Source organism: Acidobacteriota bacterium (genome assembly GCA_021161905.1).
In the GTDB taxonomy this organism is placed as follows: domain Bacteria; phylum Acidobacteriota; class B3-B38; order Guanabaribacteriales; family JAGGZT01; genus JAGGZT01.
This window is the reverse complement of record JAGGZT010000071.1, coordinates 1-20,457: the sequence shown is the minus strand read 5'-3', so window position 1 is coordinate 20,457 and position 20,457 is coordinate 1. Positions and strand designations below refer to the sequence as shown.

The window sequence follows — 20,457 nt, the reverse complement described above, 5'->3', positions numbered from 1 at the left end:
AGATGAAGGTGAAGACACTACTTATCATCTTGGTAATCACCGCCATTCTCCTTAGGATGGGGCTCGCCCTTTTCTATTGGAAGGATCAACCGCTCGCCCGGGACGGAAGAGAGTACATCATCCTCGCGAGGAACCTTGCCCAGGGAAAAGGGTTCAATTACGGAGACGAGGAAGGATTTATGGGCTGGGAGCACCATCGCCGGGCACCACTTTACCCCTTCTTCGTCGCTTTTTTCTTCTTTCTCTTCGGGGAAAACCTCATTCTGATCCGCCTTTTAAACTGCATAATAGGGGGCCTAAATGTCATCCTCTTCTTTCTCTTAGGGAAAAGGATCTTCGGGGAAAAGGTTGGGCTTTATGCCGCTCTTATTTCCGCCTTCTATCCTCTTTTCATCTGGCTTTCAATAAGGATACTTAGTGAGACCCTATTTATGAGCCTGGTTCTGATGGCACTGCTTCTTCTCTACCGGGCAAAAGAAAGTAAGAAACTCACCCCCTCGGTCCTCTGTGGATTAACCCTTGGCGCTGCCTCTCTCTGTCGCCCCGCTATCCTCACCTTCGTCCCCCTCGCTCCCGTCTTTTTCTTCATTCCAAAGGGAAAGGTAAGGGAAGGGATGAAGAAGGGATTGGTTTTGATCGCTCTCTTTCTTATCACCCTCACCCCATGGATCATCCGAAATTACATAGCCTACGGGAGGTTCGTCCTGATAACCGCGGAAGGGGGAATAACCTTCTGGACCGGGAATCACCCCGAAGCGGTGGGAGAAGGGGATATGGGAGCAAACCCGAAAATCAAGATAGATTATGTAAACCTTCGAGAGAAATATAGGAACCTGAGTTATGAAGAGATGGAGAAGATCTATTACCGGCTGGCGTTTTCCTACATCCTATCCCATAAGCGGTGGTTTCTCATCCTCCTTGCGAAGAAGATATTCTACTTCTTCATCCCGGTAGGACCATCGATACTCAAGGCATCTCTTCACCATCGACTGATCAGCTGGCTCTCTTACTTCCCTCTATTCTTCCTCGCCATCCTCGGAGCACTACGGGCAAGAAGGGTCTCAACTCAACTCCTCCCCTTATATCTCCTCATCATCTCCTCCGCTTTCACCTGTATGCTTTACTTCCCCCAAGAGCGATACCGTATCCCCACCGCCGATCTCGGCTTTATCATCTTCGCCGGCTATAGCCTCTCCCTACTATTTCAGAGGATATTCTTAAAGAGATGGCAAGCGGAACTTGCCCCTCCTGTATAAAATGAGGAACCGGTCGCTAAAACCGAAAAGGATGTGAAGGAATGGTACTGATAGTCTCAGCTTACGAAAGGAGATTTTATAGCCTTATGGTTTATGATATAATTTGAGCCTGATTGCCTTTGTTTTAGGAGAACGAGCGATGCGAAAGATAGCGGTTGGCGATTTTCGGATCTCCGAGGAGGAAAAACGAGCCATCTTCGAGGTGCTCGATCAGGGGAGGCTTTCGGAGGGAAGGAAGGTCGCTCAATTCGAACAGATATTTGCCGAATATATCGGCACAAGATACGCGGTTGCCCTGAGTTCAGGAACCGCCGCCATTATGGCGGGCTTATCCGCTCTGGTACACCACGATAAATACCGGGTGAGTCGAGGAAGCAAGATCATAACAACCCCTCTTACCTACATTGCCACGGTGAACGCCATCGTTCAGACAGGATTTGAGCCTGTTTTCGTTGATATAGATCCAGAAACCTTCCACATCACTCCAGAAGCTGTTGAGGAACTCCTGAAAAACACCCCTAACCCTGACCACTTTTCCGTCCTCCTCCCAGTGCATTTGATGGGTTATCCTTGTGCGATGGACCGGCTAAACAAAATAGCGGAGAGATATAACCTGGTGGTGGTGGAGGACTCCGCTCAGGCACACGGCTCCATTTACCAGGGGAAAAGAACCGGAAGTTGGTCTTCCTTCGGTGCTTTTTCCTTCTATATCGCCCATAACATTCAGGCTGGAGAGATGGGAGCGATAACCACCGATGATCCAGAAATAAGAAGGCTGGTGATGAAGATAAAGGCAAACGGGAGGCTCTGCGATTGCCCCGTCTGCACCCGAAGCAAGGGATACTGTCCCAAAGAGCCAACTGATGAGGAGGATCACGACCCAAGGTTCACCCACGATATCATCGGCTACAACTTCAAAACGATGGAGTTCCAGGCAGCACTCGGTATTACCCAGATGAAGAAGGCAGATTGGATATTCAAGCGGAGACAGGAAAATGTCCGCTACTTAAACGAACGGTTAAAAAAATACGAGGAGGTGCTGAGGCTTCCTCTCTTCGACGAGCGGGTGAGCTATCTCGCTTATCCCATAGTATTGAAGCAGGAGGCACCGATAACGCGGTATCAATTGCGCCATGAGCTGGAACAATTGGGGGTGGAAACAAGGCCTCTCTTCGGTTCCATCCCTACCCAACAGCCAGCTTACTCCTTCCTCAAGGAGGAATATCAGGGAAAACTGCCCAACGCCGACTTTGTCGGCAAAAACGGATTTTACATCGGGTGCCACCAATACCTCAACCAGGAGGATCTCGACTACATTGTAGAGGCATTCGAGAAGATATTAGGCTAAGATGGACGAACGGACGCTAATCGTCATTCCCACCTATAACGAGCGGGGGAATATCGAGCGACTAATAGCGGAACTGCTTCACCTCCCTTATCCCCTGGATATCCTTGTGGTCGACGACAACTCCCCGGACGGAACGGGGAAGATCGTGGACGAGATAGCGGAAAAAGAACCCCGGGTGAAGATAATCCATCGTGAGGGGAAAGGAGGAAGAGGAGGCGCCACCATCGATGGCTTCCGCTACGGGCTTTCCCAAGGGGAGAAATACAGCTACATTATGGAGATGGATGCGGATTTTTCCCATAGCCCTGTCGATCTTCCAAAACTGCTTGAGAAGGCAAAAGAATACGATGTGGTGATAGGCTCGAGGTATCTTCCCGGAAGCAAGATAGTAAATTGGGGTCCAATGAGAACCATATTTAGCCATTTAGCCAATTTCTATGTCAAAGCTATCCTCAGGATCCCCATCTCCGATTACACCAACGGTTATCGTCTCTATCGTCGCGAGGTGCTTGCTTCGCTCGATTTCGACAAGATAGAAGAAAAGGGATATATTGTATTAAGTGAGCTCGCCTATCAGATCCACCTTCTCGGCTTCCGCATTGGGGAGGTGCCCACCGTGTTCGTAAATCGCCAACGGGGAACCTCCAATCTGACCTTCGGGGAGATATACTCTGCCTTCGTCACCGTGCTCAAGCTGTGGTGGCGCTATCGCGGCTTCCAGAAGAAACAGGGGAGGAAATGAGGATCTTAATGGTGAGCTCCTCATATCCCCGTTTCCCGGGGGATGTGATTGCTCCCTTCATCGAAAGCATTGCCAAGGCGGTCGCAAAAAAGGGGAATGAGGTTCACCTTCTTATCCCGGAACACCCAAAACTTACGGTAAGGGAAGGGGGAAATATCCACTTCCACATCTACCATTACGCACCAACCAAATCTCTCGCAAAATGGGGCTATGCCCAATCACTTGAGGCTGATGAACGGGTAAGGGACGGGATATTCCTTATCGCCCCACTTGCCTTGGGCTCCCTTTTTTTCTCCATCCTCTCCCTCACCCGGCGCTACCGTTTTGACCTCATCCAAGCAAACTGGCTTCTCCCAAACGGACTTCCCGCGGCTATTGCGGCGAGATTAACCGGACTTCCCTTGGTGGTGAGCCTTCATGGCTCAGATGTATTCCTCGCTGAAAAAGGATGGATCTTCAAAAAATCCGCCCAAATCGCCCTCGATGCCGCCGATTGGATCACTGCCTCGAGTGACGATCTAAAAGAACGAGCACTCAAGATAGGGGGAGGGAAGGAGTGCGCCACCACTATCCCCTACGGGGTGGACCCTGCAGCCTTCCATCCTAATGAAAGGATGCGGGAGGAGGTGCGAAGTGAGCTAAAATTGGGGGGAAACGACATCCTCGTCTTCGCCATCGGAAGGCTGGTGGCGAAGAAGGGGTTTGAATATCTGATAAAAGCAGCGCCAATGGTAATAGCTGAGGTACCTAACATCCGGTTCCTCATCGCCGGTTCAGGTGACTTGGAGGAGAATTTAAAAAAACTCACCTCCGAGTGCGAGGTAGCAGATTACTTCCTCTTTCCCGGCAAATTACCCCGGGAACGGGTTCCCGCCTTTATGAACGCTGCCGACATCATCGCCGTCCCCTCGATCCACGATGCGGAAGGAAATGTGGATGGGCTCCCCAATGTGGTTATGGAGGCGCTATCCTCAAAAAAGGCGGTAGTAGCGAGCGAGATAGGAGGGATACCAAGCGTAATCTCCAACGAGGAAAACGGCATTTTAATACCGGAAAAGGACGAAAAAGCCCTGGCACAGGCGATAATAAAGCTCGCTCGTTCTCCCAAACTGAGGAGGAAGTTGGCGGAAGAAGCGAGGAAAAGGATCGAGAGGAAGCACACCTGGGACAAGGTTGGAGAGCAGTATCTCAACTGCTTTGAGCGGGCAATAAGGAGACGGAAAAGGAGGAATGGCTGAGGAGGGTCTTAACATCGTCTTCATCTTTCCCAAGTTCAAACTGCTCTCCGGTGCAGAGCGACTCATCCTCAAACTCGCCTCCGCCCTCTCCCGGAAAGGGGCAAAGATAACCATCCTCTGCCATCACTTCCATCCCTCTTGCCAGTCCGAGCTTCCTCCTCAAGTGCGGTTGATCAATACAAGAAGAAGGCTTGAGTATTTCAGAAACCGCTATCTGAACGCCATCTTCGACTATCTCTTCTCATTCTCACTTCTTTCTCATCTCCCTCCTGACGCCGATTGCTATACCTTCTTCGGACCAGCGCTTCCTCTCCTCTGGTACATCAAGAAGATAAAAAGGGTTAAAAAACCCTGCTTCTACTTTTGCTATGAGCCTCCTCGATTCATCTACCGTGACAGAAAGGAGATAATAAGCCGGATGGGTATCGCAGGATGGTTTCTCTCTCCGTTTTTCAGCCTCTACCGTCTATTTGATAAGTGGTTCGTGAGAAGCGCCGATTGGGTGCTCGCAAACAGCGAATTCGGGAAAAAGGAGATAAAAAGGGTATACGGGCGGGAGGCAACGGTGATCACCCATGGGGTCGATGAAGAGCGGTTTAAGAAGAGGGAAAATAGGGGAAAGATAAAAGAGCGATATAAGTTAACCGAAAAAGAGAAGATAATTATCACCACCAATTATCTCCATCCAAGAAAGAGAATACATCTCCTAATCGAGGCGATGCCCCACATACTGAAGGCGGTACCCCAAGCCCGTGCTCTCATCGTAGGGGACGGTCCAGAACGGGAGTCACTTGAGAAGCTCGCTTCTAAATTAGGGGTAAAGGAGAAGGTCATATTCGCCGGTTTCATCCCCGACCCCGAACTTCCCTCCTATTACTACGCCGCCGATCTCTATCTTCATCCAGGAAAACTTGAAAGTTTCGGGCTCTCGGTGATCGAAGCGGCTTACTCCCATCTCCCGGTGGTCTCGGTAGCGGAAGGGGGACCTCTTTACACGGTGCGGGATGGAGAAACGGGCTTCCTCGTTTCTCCTGAGCCAGAGGCGATCGCTGAGAAGGTGATATCTCTCCTGAAAAACCCAGAATTGGCGAAGACTATGGGAGAAGAGGGACATCGGTTCATCAAGGAAAACTTCAGCTGGGAGCGGGGGGCGGAGGATTTCCTCTCCGCTTTAGCCCCATTTACCAAGAAGGGAAGGGAAGATGAAAAGCCTCAGTGAAAAAAAGAAGGAGATTCTCCTCCTCATCCTCATATTCGGCTTGAGTCTTCCTCTCTTTACCCCAAGGCTCCACGCCACCGATGAGATAAAGTACTTCTCCTATCTCCGCTCCCTTTTCTTCGATCGGGACCTCCAGTTCGAAAACGAGTACCGCCATTTTTACGAGAGCAACCCCGAAAAATATAAGGGCTTCCTTCCCTTCATCACCACCGTCACCCCAACAGGACACCGCCTGAACGATGCTACCATCGGCTGCTCCCTCCTCTGGAGCCCGTTTTTCACCCTGGCTCATCTTGCAGTCAAAGGGGCGAATCTCCTTGGCTACCAAGTCCCAGCAGATGGGTATTCCTTTCCCTACATCTTTATGATTTCCTTTGCCTCCCTCCTTTACGGTTTTTTGGGGCTTATACTCATCTACCTCCTTCTCCGACGCCATTTCTCCTTTTTCCCCTCACTCATCTCGCTTATCCTCCTTTGGTTCGGATCCTCGCTCGTCTTCTATATGTACCTCACCCCGCCGATGGCGCATTCTACCTCGCTCTTTACCGTTTCCCTCTTCATCTTCTATTGGGAGAAAACGAGGGGAGACCTTTCCTTTCGCCGGTTTCTCATCTTGGGGGCGCTTGGTGGGCTCGCCCTTCTCGTCCGCGATCTAAATGCGGTTTTCCTCACCATTCCCTTTGTCGAAGGAGGGATCATCCTTTACCAAACGAGGAAGGCCGAGTTCAGGACAAAAGCGAAATCAACCCTCATCGGACTTACCCTGTTCGTCCTCCTCACCGTTCTAATCTTCACCCCACAACTTATCATCTACTACATCCTTAATGGCCGGTTGGGACCGACCCCCTTCATCGTGAAAAAATTCACCTATTTCCCTTACCATTTCCTCGAGGTTCTCTTCTCCTCATTCCATGGTCTATTTAGCTGGACACCCGTTATCTTCCTTGCCGTCCTCGGTCTTCTCCTTATCTCGCGAAAAAAGGCGGAGCTCTCCCTCCCCTTCCTCACCGCCTTCTTTGCCCTGGTTTATATCCTCGGCTGTTATGAGACCTGGTGGGGTGGGGCGAGCTTCGGGGCGAGGAGATTCATCTCCACCACTCCCATCTTTGCTTTCGGCCTTGCCGGCTTCATCGACTATCTCGAAAAAAAGAGGTTCCCCCGAAAGGCGATTTACCTTATCTCAGCCTTCCTCATCATTTGGAACTTTTTCTTCATCATCCAGTATGTAACCGGGATGATCCCCAAGGACAAACCGGTCTCCTTCCGTAAGGTAGCCTATAACCAGATATTCAAGGTGCCGCCAAGGCTCTTCGATATCGCCTATCGTTTCCTCTTTAACCGGGGTTCATTCTACGAGGGAGGGAAATGAACCAGCTTCGCATCCTAATGATCATCCAGAAGTTCTACCCCGATTTCTCAGGGCAGGGCATCCAGATGCAGGAGGTGGCGAAGAAGCTGGTAAAAAAGGGGGTAAAGGTTACTTTCGTTTCGGCGGGAAGGAAGGATTATCTAAAAGAAGAGGAAAAAGACGGCTACCTCATCCACCGGATAGTACCCGGCGTACCCCTGATCGAAACCAGCCCAAGAAAGAGAAGAAGATTGTGGAATCTAAGCTTCGCCATTAAGCTCTTTTTATACCTGATAAAACATCGAAAGGAGTTTGATCTCATCCACCTCCACACCAAGACCGATGCCCTTTATGCGGCATCTTTATTCTCCCGGCTCTTCAGGAAAAAGATGATTATGGAGATGACCCTGATGGGGGCGGATGATGCAATAACGATAAAGACAAAGGACCACTTCCGAAGGGTGAAGTTCTTTCTTTTTTCCATCTTGGATGGCTATGTCGCCATATCCCGGGCGCTTTATCAGGCTTATCTCGCTGTCGGGCTCCCCAAAGAGAAAATAAGGATAATAACCCAGGGGGTGGATACCGAACGATTCCGCCCCGCTACCGATAAAAGCACTCTGAGAAAAAAACTCGATCTTCCCACTGCCGGGATCATAATCACCTTCGTCGGCTCCTTCATCGAGCGGAAGGGAGCGGATATCCTCGTCTCCGCTTTCGCGGAAATAAATAAGAAGGTGAGAAACGCCTATCTATTGATCGTGGGTCCCTACCAGTTCGATGAGGAGAAAGAGCCAGAGCGAACGAGGTTCTCTCGAAGGATGCTTGAAAAAATAGAGGAACTCGGTTTAAGAAAAAAGATCATCTTCGCCGGCGCCAAGGAGAATGTAGAAGAATATCTTATGGCATCCGATATATTCCTCTTTCCCTCGCGAAAGGAGGGGTTCGGCACAGTAATCATCGAGGCGATGGCTTCTTCCATTCCCGTGGTCATCTCCGCTATGCCCGGGATATCGGAGGAAATCGTAACCCCCGGGGAGGACGGGATCATCGTACCCGGGAAAGAGCCGAAAGACTTTGCTAAAGCGGTAATCGAGCTCGCCTTAGACGAGGAGAAAAGAAGAAAGATGGGCAAAAAGGCAAGGGAAAAAGCGGAGAGAATTTTCTCCCTCGATAAAATAGCCGATACCTACATCCGCTTTTACCGGGAGGTCCTTGAGGGAACGGTGGGGAAAGGTTGATCGAGAGCGTTCCATCATCTATAACCTGAAGGAAGAAAGGCGAGGGAAAAATGCTCATCAGGAAGGTAACCCGAGGGATCCTGTGGAATGTCATCTCCTCCCCTCTGATAATGGCTATAAACTGGGCAGCGTCCATCGTGGTCGTTCGCTTTCTCGGTGTCTCTCGCTATGCCATATATTCGGTCATCCTGGCTACGGTGAACACCATCGTCTCTTACTCTGGGCTCGGGATAAGTGAAAGCCTCCCCAAGTTTGTCCCTGAGGTTGAAGAAAGGTTCGGAAAGAAGGGACTCCTTTCCTTCCTCAAGCTCACCATCTCCCTAAGAAGCGCCGTCCTCCTCATCCTCGTCCTCCTTCTAAACATATTCGCCACCCGGTTCTCCCTTCGCTTCGGCTTCGGCGCCTCGGGGGTGCTTTACATCCGTCTGATAAGCATCATAGTGGTGCTAAGGAGCCTTACCCTCTTCTTTTACAATGTTCTATACTCCTATTTTGAACAGAAGATAGTAAACCTTACCACTGCCCTCCTTCAGCTTATCCAGCCAGCGCTGGTCATATGGTTTGTAATGGCAGGGCTCGACATAATCGGCATCCTGATAGCGATGACCGCAGCGAACCTCACCGTCTCTTTTATCGCTGGGAGATATAGCCTGAAAAGTATAAAAGCGGTGGAAAAGGAGGAAAAAGAAGAATTTAAAGCAAGGGAGATAGGAAAGAGGTTCTCCCTTTACTCCATTTTCTTCTATTTCTACGAGCTGAGCAGATACTTTATCGGGGTTGACTTCGCCGTCTTCATCATCGCCCTTGTCCGGGCAAAAGAGGAAGTAGCCTACTTCAGCCTTGGTTTTAAATTCGTAATGATGGTGATCGTCTTCTTAGTAAGCAGTATGCGCGGGGTATTCCGCCCATTAATAGGAAATGTCTATGCTACAGGCGACATAGAAAAGCTCAGACGAACCTATGACAACCTCGAGAAGATCCAAATCCTCCTCACTATACCGGCAGGGGCGGGGCTTTTTATCCTCACTCCGGATCTCATCCCCTTATTCTACAAAGCCGATTTCCTCCCCTCCGTCCCCATCGCTCGAATACTGATAAGCTTCCTCTTCCTCGAGACAATGCTTGTAGGCGGTACGGTGATCCTCCCCATTTACGAAAAATATAAAACAGTTCTCCTCATCCGCTCCCTTATCTTCCTCAACATCCCGGTTCTCTACATCCTTAGCGCGAGGTTCGGCATCATCGCCGCCGCTATTGGCTTAGGGTTACTCCGCCTCTTGATCGCGGTGATAGAGAATTTCGCCTGTTATCTATTGTTCAAGGTGCACTTTCCTTACCGCTTCCTGTTAAAGACCCTTGGAGCATCACTCGTTTTCTCCTCAGTGCTCATTCCGCTTAAGCGGATGCTCGGAACCTCGATAAAGGAGGTGATCATCCTTACCCTGCTCGGAGGGCTCATCTTCCTAATAATGCTCAGAATCCTTCGTGTCATCTCCGAAGAGGAAAAAAACCTTATAAGAAGATCAGGGCTTCCCCTGAAGGAGGCCATCTGTCGTATCCTATGAGGAGGGAAGATGAAGATATCGATGTTTATGCCATCATATAACCCTAAGACGATGGGTTATGGTATCTATCAGGACCTGGGGGAGGGGTTCTCCCGCCTCGGGCACACCTTCGAGATAGTGGGCTTGCTCCCAAAAAGCGAGATAGCTGAGGCACTCAAAGCGAATGAAACAGCGAGTGCCAAGGTTTCCTACATCTCCCTCGGGAAAGGGTGGTTCAGCCGACTGATAAGGAGAATAAGCGGAATAATCTTCCACTCCCCGATATTTATCCCCGCCCTTATCGGCTACATCCGCTACTACCGAAAAAAACGAAAGGAGATAGACATCATCCATGTTGAAATCGCCTATCCCTACGGGGCGATAGCTGCCATTGGGAGCCTCTTCGTCCCCATCCCCTTCGGCGTTTCCCCTATGGGGGAAGATATCTTAGTAATAGACGACGCAAGCTACGGCTACGCCCGCTTCTTTGTCCCCCGCTGGCTACTCAAACTGACCTTCCGCCGAGCAGTGAGGATACGCTCCATCTCTCCGCTTATGGATGAAATAGTCCAGAAAAGGGGAGCTCCACCCGGAAAATCGGAAGTGATCGTACTCAACATCCTCGATGAGTTCTTCAAAAAGGGGGTAGGGGATAGAGGGTTTAAAGAAAAAGCAAGAAAAAAGATACGGGAAAGATATAACATTCCGGAAGATAGAAAAATAATCCTATCCTTAGGGAGGCTCCATCCATTCAAGGGGATCCACTACCTCATTTCTGGCTTCAGAATGATTATAAACTCAATACCAGAGGCGATACTCCTCATCTGTGGACCATCCACCAAGGTGCCCGGCTTCGGTGATTATCAGGAGTACCTCTCTCTCCTTGCCGAGAGGATCGGGGTAAGGGACAGGGTCATCTTCGCCGGAGGGATACACTTCTCCGAAGGAAGGGACCATCTCGCGGGAGCAGACCTTCTCGTCGTCCCTTCAATCCTCGAGGCGATGAACCGGGTGATAGCGGAGGCGGTAGCAGTCCGAACCCCGTTTATTGTCACTGAAACCACTGGCATCTCCGCCTTCGTTGAGCCGGGACTTTTAGGAAGAGTGGTACCTCCCCGTTCCCCTGAGGCGATATGCTTGGCTGCCTGCGAGCTCCTAAAGGAAGAGGGGAAATGGGACGAGGAGGCGCGAAAACGCTTCCTTTCTCGATTTTCTCCTAGCGAAGTAGCAAAGGAGCTTGTCCGATTCTATAAACCCTTTGTAGAGGAGACAAAAAATGGCTAAGGAAGGGAAAACCCTGAGCAAAGTGTGGAATAACCACCTCCTCATTTTCTTCCTCATCTTCGTCTTCTTCAGCCTCACCTATTTTGGCTTCCGCATCCTCCTCCCAAAGAGACTTCCTAACCACTTAGTAGCAGGGGATGGGATAATGTACTACATCTACCTCCCCTCTCTCATCTTCGATCGTGATCTCGACTTAAGCAATAACTACCTCGATTTCGACGACACCATCGGCTGGGGGCTCCTTAAGGTACCCCGCACCGGGTACCCCCCCAGTCCATTCGCCTTCGGTCCAGCACTTCTCGCAGCTCCCTTTTTCCTCTTAGGCTATCTGCTCTTCCTCCTTTTTTCTCCCTTCCTTCCTCAAGGAAGCCCTTACTTCCCCCGTCTTTTCCTCGAGGGGGGCTACTGCCTCGCCAGCATATTCTACTCCTTCCTCGCTGCCATCATCATCTACCGCTTCCTCAACCGCTACTTCCCAAAGAAGATATCCTTCTACTCTACCCTGGGAATCTGGCTGGGAACGAACGCCCTTTACTACTCCTTAGCCTCCCCTTCCTATTCCCATATGACTTCGCTTTTCGTAAGCTCCCTTTTCCTCTCTTACTGGGATAAAACAAGAGGAAAACGGAAGGCAAGGGAATGGGCAGTACTTGGATTGCTTGGGGGACTCGCCTCTATGGTGCGGTGGCAGAATTCCCTTTTCCTCGCCATCCCTTTGGTCGAGTCCTTGATACTCTACTCCCAGCTCCTCAAAAGGAGGAAGCTAAAAGAGGTAGGAAAGCTTTTCCTGAATCATCTGCTATTCCTCCTCTTCCTCGTCCTCGCTTTCTCCCCTCATTCCCTCGTCTGGAAAGCGATATATGATAAATATCTCCTCATCCCTCAGAACGAATTTCGCCCTTACACATCGGGGTTCATCTATTTCCTTAAACCCGCCTTTCACAGACTCCTCTTTTCTCGTCGTCACGGGCTCATCACCTGGACTCCGCTTTATGGACTTGCTCTCCTCGGCTTCCTCCTCGTACCCAGAAAGAGGAGAACCTTATCGCTCTATCTCCTTCTCGGACTTTCCCTTCAGCTTTATCTCGCAAGCGCCGTTTGCGAATGGTGGGCAGGAGAAGCCTTTGGGGCAAGGAGGTTAATCTCCTCCGGCCTCATCTTCGCCTTTGGCATCGCTTCATTCTATAAAAGGCTTGAGGAGCGATACTCATTCAACTGGGTCAGGAGGATAACCTACTTCTTCCTTCTCTATAACGGGCTCTTCTTTATCCAATACTGGGCGTTCCTGAAGGGATATGTCCATATGGATGTATATCCGGGGTTCAAACAGCTCGTCATCGATAAGTTCATCATCCCCTTCCGTCTCCTTAGCCGGTTGTAATGTATTTGTCGATAAACTATTATAATGCCCGGAGAAAAAGGGAATACTTGGGATGAAGGGAAAGAAAAAAGCTGTCCTCATAGAGATAGGGATAGCAATGGGCATCGGCTTCGGGCTTTCCGCTTTTTCTTCGCCTTTTCTTTCCAGCCTGGGGGGAATAATCCTCCTCTTAATCGTTCCAGGCGCTCTTGCTCTCCTTCTCATCGGTGAGTACCGGGGACTCTTCGACATAAGAACACTTGTTCTCTCTATCGGTATAAGCCTCGGCATCACCCCGTTAACCCTGTTTATAGGAGGAAGGCTTTATCGTTTCAGCCGGAGTTATATCCTTCTCTCCTTGGCTACATTATTCGTCCTTTTAATCCTCGGCTCTCTTCTTAAGAAGAAGGAACGGAAGGATATCAAGCCGATCGCACGAAGCGAGGTTAAGTGGCTCATTATCATTACCTTAGTGCTGACATTGCTCGTATATCTCTCCATCGCCTTCCATGGATACGAGGATGCTCGCGGTGTCCACCGTACCGCAGTATCCGACTGGATGAACAGGATGTATGTTGGACTTGCCCTTTTAAACTCAAATGAGCTCCCACCAGGAAACCCCTATATCGCCGACCCCTATCCTATGGAGTACTTCTACTTCTTTCACATAATGGGCGCTGCCTTGGTCAAAATCGCTCACCTTCGGCTGGACATATTGAGCACCCTTTTTGCCCTTGCCCTTCTTCTCCCCTTTCTCCTCGTTTTCACCTTCTATCTCCTTGCCCGGGAATACTTTGGAGAGGAAAAACCAGCTCTCCTTACCACTGCCACCCTCAGTTTGGTTGGCGGGTTCGATATCGTCTTCGTCTTCATCCATATTGTTAAAAATCTCATCGTGAAAAGGGGAATTAGCATAGGATTAAACTTCGCCACCATCCGCGCTCTTATCCCCAGCAAATATGTCGATTTCTGGGCTGATCTCCGGGCGAAGTCGATCCACTCCTTCTATGTGAACCTGATCTGGGTACCCCAGCACATAGCTGGGTTCATAGTCGCTGTCATCTACCTTTTCCTCCTCTTAAGGTTTCGAAGGACCGGGGGAAGAGGCTACCTTGTGATCGGTGGATTACTTATTGCCTCTGCCCCCGCTCTCTCAAGCTATGTCACCCTTGGGCTCGCTGTAGGGCTCTTCATCTTCTTTTTGATCGAACTCGCCCTCTCCCTGTGGGAAAAAAGATGGAAAGAGGAGCTTACCTTCCTCCTAATAACCGGGATCATCGGAGGGCTCCTCGCCCTTCCCTTTATCCTTACCCTTAAAAGCAATTTGGCAAAGCCACAGCTCGTCTTTAAAATCGCAGGAACCGGGGGGCTGTTGAATGGGGCTTTGTTCGCCCACTTCTTCGGCGAAAGCAACCTCACCAATCTGCTCGACGCTCCCCTTTACTACTTCTTTGAGTTCGGTCCCATCATCATCTTCGGGGTCCTCGGATTACTTCTTATAAGGAGGAAAGCCTTCTCTACCCCATTCAATCGTCTTCTCCTCTCACTCATCTTTGGTGGTGGGATACTGATGACCTTCTTCCGTCCAGGATATTCCGGACCGAACAATGTAATCGTCCGGGTTGCTTTAATCGTTTGGGCAGCCCTCGCCCTCTTCGCCACCCATTTCTTCGCCGGGATCGACGATCTTTCCCGCCGATTTCGCTCCTTTATTGAAAGATATCGCACCTTCTATCACCTCCTATTCGCAACAGCCCTCCTCATTCTCCTTAGCTTTACCCTCCTCTTCCCCCTTATCCTTCATAGGGCAGGGATAGAAATATCTTCAGGAAGGGTGAAAATGGCTCAGCTTTTCATCCTTATCGTTGGGATGATAATATGGGGAATCCTCTTCCTTATAAGGAAGAACCTAAAGCTGATCTCCTTATTCCTCGCCTTCATAGGATTTTCCGCTGTTATCTACAGTGCCTGCGGCATCTTCCTTGAATCGTACTACTTCTGGATCACTCCTAAGGTGGAGTACCAGGCTTACCACTGGATATACCGGATGACGCCCCTTCCCGCTAAGGTTCAACCAAAGCCCATAGACTTCACCCGACGCTTAGCCTGGTATGGCAAAAGACGCACCGCCTTCTTCGACCCTCGATACTCCAGGGTTTTCCTTACCCAGGAGAAGCTGTATGAGGATGTCCTCCGCCTTCTCAACTATGCCTTTGAGACTAAAAACCCTCAAAAAGCTCACCATATATTCCGCAGCCTCGGCGTTGACTACATTGTTATTTACAAAAAGAGGGAAAGCCATTATCCTAATCGGGAAAAGTTCGAGGCGGGGAGGTTCTTTATCCCCGTCTTCGAAAACAGAGAGATAGAGGTGATCAAGGTAATTGCACAACCTCTCAGGAAAAAAGGATAGCCTATGCCAGAAGTCTCCATAATAGTCCCCATATATAATGAGGAAAAACTCCTTGAAAGCTCGGTCTCCGAGCTTACGGAAGCCCTCGAGAAGGAAAAGATAGATTACGAACTCATCCTAAGCGAAAACGGGAGTACCGACCAAACAAGGGAGATAGCCTCAGCACTCGCTGAAGATAACAAGCGAATAAAGGTGATAACCACCGATGAACCTAACTATGGGCGTGCTTTGAAGAAAGGCATCCTTGCCGCAGGAGGAGAGCGCATCGTCTGTTTTGAGCTCGATTATTGGGATATAAGGTTTCTCAAGGAAGCGCTTTCCCTCCTTTCCACCTACGATGTGATCGTGGGCTCAAAACGGGCGCCCGGAGCGAGGGATGAGCGACCATTTATTCGTCGGGCGATAACCGCTGGGTTCAACCTTTTCCTCCGGATCCTTTTGGGATTCAAGGGGAGCGATACTCATGGAATCAAGGCGTTTAACAAAAGCAAAATCCTCCCCATTGTCTCCCTCTGCCAAACGGAAAAGGACATCTTCGCTTCAGAGCTCATCATCCGGGCGGAGCGGGCAGGGCTCCCCAAGAAGGAAATCCCCACCGTGGTGGTGGAAAAACGGGGCTCCCGAGTAGGGGTTCTTCGTCGGGTGCCCAGTGCAATAAGGAATATCTTCCGACTCTTCTTCGCCCTGAGGAGATAAAAGAATGGTTCAAACGAGGGGGAAAGGGATCGCTTTTCCTGTGCTCCTTCTTCTCTTCTCTCTTCTTTTCTTCTCCAAACCGCTTACTCAACCCGACCGAATCTTCTCTCCTGCCTTTGACCTAATCACCCAATACGCTTTCTTCAAAGAATTTATAACAAAAAGCTTTTCTCTCTATCACGAGCTTCCTTTATGGAACCCCCTCATCTTCTCAGGGGCTCCATTCATTGCCGATCCCTTGGGACCGACTTACTTCTACTTTCCAAACTTCCTCATCCTCTTCCTTCCTCTCGGCTTTGCTTTCAGCCTGCTCTTCTTCCTCCATACCCTCGCTGCCTGCCTTTTCACCTATCTCTTCGGGAGAAAGATCGGGCTCTCAAGGGAAGCGAGCTTCATCTCGGGCATCATCTTCGCCTTCTCTGCTCCCCTGATGAACCGACTTGGGGTAGGACAGCTGAATAACTTCGTCGTCATTTCCCTCGTTCCCCTCGTTTTCTTGGCTACTGAAGCACTCATCCTTAACCCCAGGATGATTACCACTCTCCTCTTTGCTCTCGCTTTATTCCTCCAGTTTTCCGGAAGCAATCCTCAGCTCTTCGCTTATTCAAGCTTTGCCCTCTTCCTTTACTTCGCCCTAAGCTTGGTCTTCCTCTACAAGAAAGAGCGAGATATCTCGATCTTAAAGAAAAGAGCCATCACTGCGGTTTGCGGATTAGCTATATTCATCCCTTTGAGCCTTGGGGGTCTTCTTCCCCAATTAGAGTTCGTAAAGATGACCACGAGAACGGAGGCAAGTCTAAGCTATGCCTCCTCGCTCTCCCTACCCATCCGTCACCTTATAACCGCCATTTTCCCTACCATTTACGGAAGTCCGGTAAACGGAGATTACTTCGGCGCTCCCAATTACTGGGAGCTTGGACTATATTGTGGCATCCTGCCTCTGATCCTCGCCGGATTGGGCATTATCTTCACCCGGGGAAGGCATAAAACCATCTTCATCGTCCTCGGCTCCTTTGCCCTTTTGTTCTCTTTAGGAAGAAGTACCCCGTTATTCGCCTTATGCTATTACCTTATTCCTCTCTTCCGCGGTTTTCGCATTCCGGCAACCTACCTCTTCCTCTACGGTTTTGCCCTCGCTATCCTCGCCGGATTGGGCACCGATTGGCTCTTAAGCGAAGAGAGGAAAGAAAAGGAAACAAAACTTCGCCTGACGATCATAATCCTCGTTGGGCTAAGCCTCATAATCGGAGCCCTTATTATCCTCCTTCCTTCACCGGCGATGAGCTTTATAAAGAAGATCGGTACCACCTTCTATCAGGAAAAGGGAGCGTTCATCTCCGCCAAGGTCCCTCTTTTCTACCATCTTCTCCGGAAAAATCTACTTTCCTTCCTCTTCTTTTTTGTAGGAGGGGGAATCGCCATCTTCTATCTCCTCAAAGGGAAGCTCAAAAGGGGATCCTTTTTTCTTCTTATCACCGCGATAATCATCGTCGATCTCTTCATACTTCATCTTCCCTTCACCAAGACGGAAAGTTTAAATAAGGTCTTCGCTCCAATACCGACGATAGAGTTCCTAAAAAGCGATAAATCCCAATTTCGGATACTCGATCTGGTGCGGACAAGGCAACACCTCACCGGCCATTACAGTATAGAGAAGATAACTGGCGCCCATCCCCTTGTCCTCAGGCGGTATGTTGAATTTACCAACCTGATCGCCGGGCTTAGGGACACATCACCAGGGGAAATGCTTCCCATCCAACGGGTGAGGCTTTCGGATATAAAGAACCTCAACCTTCTAAGCCTCCTCAATGTGAAATACATCATAGCTAAAGAGGAAAGTAGTAACCCCGCTTTCTCCGAAGTATTCCGAGAAAAGACACTCGATAAAAAGGGGAGAGCCCTCACCATCCATATCTACGAGAACAAGGAGGTTCTACCTCGGGCTTTCATCGTTCATCAGGCAGAGGTGATAGCCGAGGAAGGGAAGATACTTACTCGGTTAACTGAGATAGATCCAAGAAAAACGGTCATCTTGGAGAAAAGAATAGGCACCCTTTCAAACAAAAAAGGGGAAACACGGACAAAGATAATTTCCTCATCGCCGAATCGGATGATCATAACCGCGGAACTTGCTTCTCCTGGCTATCTCGTCCTCTCCGAGATCTATTATCCTGGTTGGAAGGCTTATGAGATAGGGGAAGGAAAGGAGCTTCCCATTTTAAGGGCAAATTATATTCTCCGGGCGATCTATCTCACCCCGGGCAAGCATCGGATAATGTTCGTCTTTAAGCCAAAGAGCTACCTTTTGGGAAAGGGAATATCACTGTCAGCATTAATTCTCTTAGTTTTTCTCCTCCTCCTTACCCGCTATTACCGTCACCGCTCTCCTCGCTCTACCTCTTTGGCGTAAAACGTGATATCATAAAAACTGTAAAATGGAATGTATTGCGGTAGTTGGTAGATGACGCTTGACTATAAAGGTAGATACAATATCGGCTTTATCTCCTGCTGGTTTCCCCGAGGGCAAGCCTATGTAACCCGGGCGATGCTTGAAGCATTCTCCTCTGCTGGAGCGAACACCTTCCTCCTTGCCCGACCGGGACCGGTACCGATAGCACCGGGGAAGGTCCGTTTCATCCCCCCTGAGGTGAGTGGAGAGTGGGTTACCGAAAATCTGGAGATAAACCTCGATTATTTCATCCCTGAAGAAAGGGTCGTCGATTGGGCGTATGAAAATAACCTTGACATCGTCATCTTAAACGAAGAACGGCAGTTTGAACTGATCGACGCTCTAAATAACGCCGGTATCCCCATCGCTTGCTATCTCACCATCGACTGGGTAAAGCGAGAGGAGATACCCCATTACAAAAAATGCGACCTCATCATCTGCCCTACCAGGATCTGCTACCAGCTACTTCTAAACGAAGGAATACCAGAGGAGAAACTCATTCTGAACCGCTGGGGGGTAAATTGGAAGCTTTTTCCCAAAGCCAGGGGGAATGAACTCACTGTCTTCTTCCATAATGCTGGTTGGGGCGGAGCAGGAGAGCGAAAGAATACCAAGGCAGTGGTCTCCGCCTTCCTCGAGGCATTCCGGGCGAACGAAAGGATGAGATTGCTCATCCATACCCAACGTCCACTTACCGGCTATCCCGAAGAGGTTCAGGAAGCCATCTCCTCCCATCCTGCAATTGAAGTGGTAGAGAAAAGTCTTCCTCTTCCTGGACTCTACCATCGAGGCGATGTCCTTGTTCAACCATCGAAGGCAGAGGGTTTAGGTTTAACCATCCTGGAAGGACTTGCTTCGGGGATCCCCGTCATTACCACTGATGCTCCAGCTATGAACGAATGGGTGGAAAATGAGGAGACCGGTCTTCTTGCCCGGGTCAAGGAGATACTTCCCTCGGACTACCTCCTTCCCCGGTTCGAGGTCGATCACCTCGATCTCGCAGCGAAAATGCTCCTCCTTGCTGAAAGGAGGGATCTCCTCGCCCGGATGAGGAAAAACGCAAGGAAGAAAGCAGAAGAAGAACTCGACTGGAGTAAAAACGGCGAACGACTGGTGAAAAGGATCATCGCTCATTTAGGTGAAGAAGAGGAAAGGGAGGAGGAGAAAGAGGGGGAAAGGATTATCGACTTAGGAGCAGGTTTCTTCCGCCTGGCAGAGGCCACTTACGACGAGTATTATCTCGAGAATATGCTCGGCGGTCCTGAGGAGGTAGCGCTCTTCAAAAAAAGCCGAGGGAAAGCACTCTATCCCCGAATCGCCCGCATACTCTCCGCCTGCCAGCTTGTCCCGTCAGACCGCCTACTCGATATCGGTTGTGGGAGAGGGGAACTCCTTTATCAGGCAGCAAAAAGGGTAAAATTTGCCCTTGGCATCGATTATAGCGCTGATGCAGTCCGCTATGCTCAAAGGCTCATCTCCTCGACCCCAAATGCCAAGGTGCAAAAACTCGACATACTGAATATCGATCAGCTCAAGGAAGAGGGAAGATTCGATGTCATCGTAATGGCTGATGTCTTCGAACATCTCTACGATTGGGAACTTGATATCCTCCTCCATAAGCTTCCCCAAATAGCCTCAGCTGGGGCGAGATTGATCATTCATACCCCTATAGGGGAAAAACATAGGGAGAGGAAGAAATCCCTCCCTGCCGATCCTGGGGAACGGGCACGGCTTGGCTGGCTTGGCTTTGTTGGGCATATAAACATCCAATCACGGGAAAGCTTGAGGGAACTGCTTCAACGCCATCATTACCGAATCCTCTCCGAGGAGATGATGGAAGATGGAAAGATACTGGTAAAAGCGGAGATCCCAGAGTTAAAAACCTTTTCCTTCCATTACTTCTGGGAAAAACGGGCAGAGGAGTTCTCCGGGCTTCACCGGGTTATGCGCCTTGGAGTTGCTATTTCAGAGCTTGAAAATACTGATTTTGCCCAAAAAGAGGCACTTCGTTCCCTTCTCAACCAATATGGGGAAGATAATGGAAAAATCCTCGAAGTAGGCTGTGGCGATGGAAGGATCCTCTCTGCAATACCGGAAAACCTTATTAAAGTAGGAGCGGATTTCGCCCTTCCTATGCTCCTAAAGGCAAAGGGAAAGGGCGCTCTCTTGGTAAACTTTGATGGAGAAAACCTCCCCTTCAAGGATAAGAGCTTTGATACCGTGCTTGCGGTGAGCCTTTTCATCCATCTGGTATCGGACGAAGGCTTTCGGAAGATGGCGACCGAGATAGAAAGGATAGCCCGAGGAAGGATAATCCTC

The 20,457-nt window shown here is 49.8% G+C and carries 14 protein-coding genes; all 14 read left to right on the top strand.

What is annotated here, in order from left to right; translation table 11 throughout:
* Window positions 1-2 precede the first annotated feature (2 nt).
* Window positions 3-1,256 (top strand): glycosyltransferase family 39 protein, encoded by a 1,254-nt coding sequence (locus J7L64_09730; GenBank protein ID MCD6452622.1) that lies wholly within the window; start codon window positions 3-5, stop codon window positions 1,254-1,256.
* A 139-nt stretch (window positions 1,257-1,395) separates the two neighbouring features.
* The gene (locus J7L64_09725) at window positions 1,396-2,604 is read left to right on the top strand and encodes a DegT/DnrJ/EryC1/StrS family aminotransferase (protein MCD6452621.1); all 1,209 of its coding nucleotides are present in this window, start codon (window positions 1,396-1,398) and stop codon (window positions 2,602-2,604) included.
* Window position 2,605: 1 nt separating this feature from the next.
* Complete coding sequence (locus J7L64_09720; GenBank protein MCD6452620.1) at window positions 2,606-3,346, top strand: polyprenol monophosphomannose synthase; 741 nt, start codon at window positions 2,606-2,608, stop codon at window positions 3,344-3,346.
* Complete coding sequence (locus tag J7L64_09715) at window positions 3,343-4,584, top strand: glycosyltransferase family 4 protein (GenBank protein ID MCD6452619.1); 1,242 nt, start codon at window positions 3,343-3,345, stop codon at window positions 4,582-4,584. The genes J7L64_09720 and J7L64_09715 overlap by 4 nt, the downstream gene beginning before the upstream one ends.
* Window positions 4,577-5,803 (top strand): glycosyltransferase family 4 protein, encoded by a 1,227-nt coding sequence (locus J7L64_09710; protein MCD6452618.1) that lies wholly within the window; start codon window positions 4,577-4,579, stop codon window positions 5,801-5,803. Before J7L64_09715 ends, J7L64_09710 begins: the two co-directional genes overlap by 8 nt.
* Window positions 5,787-7,172 carry a glycosyltransferase family 39 protein gene (locus tag J7L64_09705; GenBank protein ID MCD6452617.1) on the top strand — a complete coding sequence of 462 codons (1,386 nt, stop codon included), beginning with the start codon at window positions 5,787-5,789 and terminating at the stop codon, window positions 7,170-7,172. Before J7L64_09710 ends, J7L64_09705 begins: the two co-directional genes overlap by 17 nt.
* On the top strand, window positions 7,169-8,392 hold the full coding sequence (locus J7L64_09700; protein ID MCD6452616.1) for a glycosyltransferase family 4 protein: 1,224 nt from the start codon (window positions 7,169-7,171) through the stop codon (window positions 8,390-8,392). The genes J7L64_09705 and J7L64_09700 overlap by 4 nt, the downstream gene beginning before the upstream one ends.
* 50 nt (window positions 8,393-8,442) lie before the next feature.
* Window positions 8,443-9,957, top strand: a complete 1,515-nt coding sequence (locus tag J7L64_09695; protein ID MCD6452615.1) for an oligosaccharide flippase family protein — start codon at window positions 8,443-8,445, stop codon at window positions 9,955-9,957.
* Window positions 9,958-9,966: 9 nt separating this feature from the next.
* The gene (locus tag J7L64_09690) at window positions 9,967-11,220 is read left to right on the top strand and encodes a glycosyltransferase family 4 protein (GenBank protein MCD6452614.1); all 1,254 of its coding nucleotides are present in this window, start codon (window positions 9,967-9,969) and stop codon (window positions 11,218-11,220) included.
* Window positions 11,213-12,601, top strand: a complete 1,389-nt coding sequence (locus J7L64_09685; protein ID MCD6452613.1) for a glycosyltransferase family 39 protein — start codon at window positions 11,213-11,215, stop codon at window positions 12,599-12,601. Before J7L64_09690 ends, J7L64_09685 begins: the two co-directional genes overlap by 8 nt.
* Window positions 12,602-12,653: 52 nt before the next feature.
* Entirely contained in the window at window positions 12,654-14,993 is a 2,340-nt protein-coding gene (locus J7L64_09680; protein ID MCD6452612.1) for a hypothetical protein, read from the top strand.
* Between the two features lie 3 nt (window positions 14,994-14,996).
* The gene (locus J7L64_09675; protein ID MCD6452611.1) at window positions 14,997-15,689 is read left to right on the top strand and encodes a glycosyltransferase; all 693 of its coding nucleotides are present in this window, start codon (window positions 14,997-14,999) and stop codon (window positions 15,687-15,689) included.
* A 4-nt stretch (window positions 15,690-15,693) separates the two neighbouring features.
* Complete coding sequence (locus J7L64_09670) at window positions 15,694-18,099, top strand: hypothetical protein (protein MCD6452610.1); 2,406 nt, start codon at window positions 15,694-15,696, stop codon at window positions 18,097-18,099.
* A gap of 51 nt (window positions 18,100-18,150) precedes the next feature.
* On the top strand, window positions 18,151-20,457 hold a 2,307-nt coding region (locus tag J7L64_09665), incomplete at its 3' end, for a methyltransferase domain-containing protein (protein ID MCD6452609.1).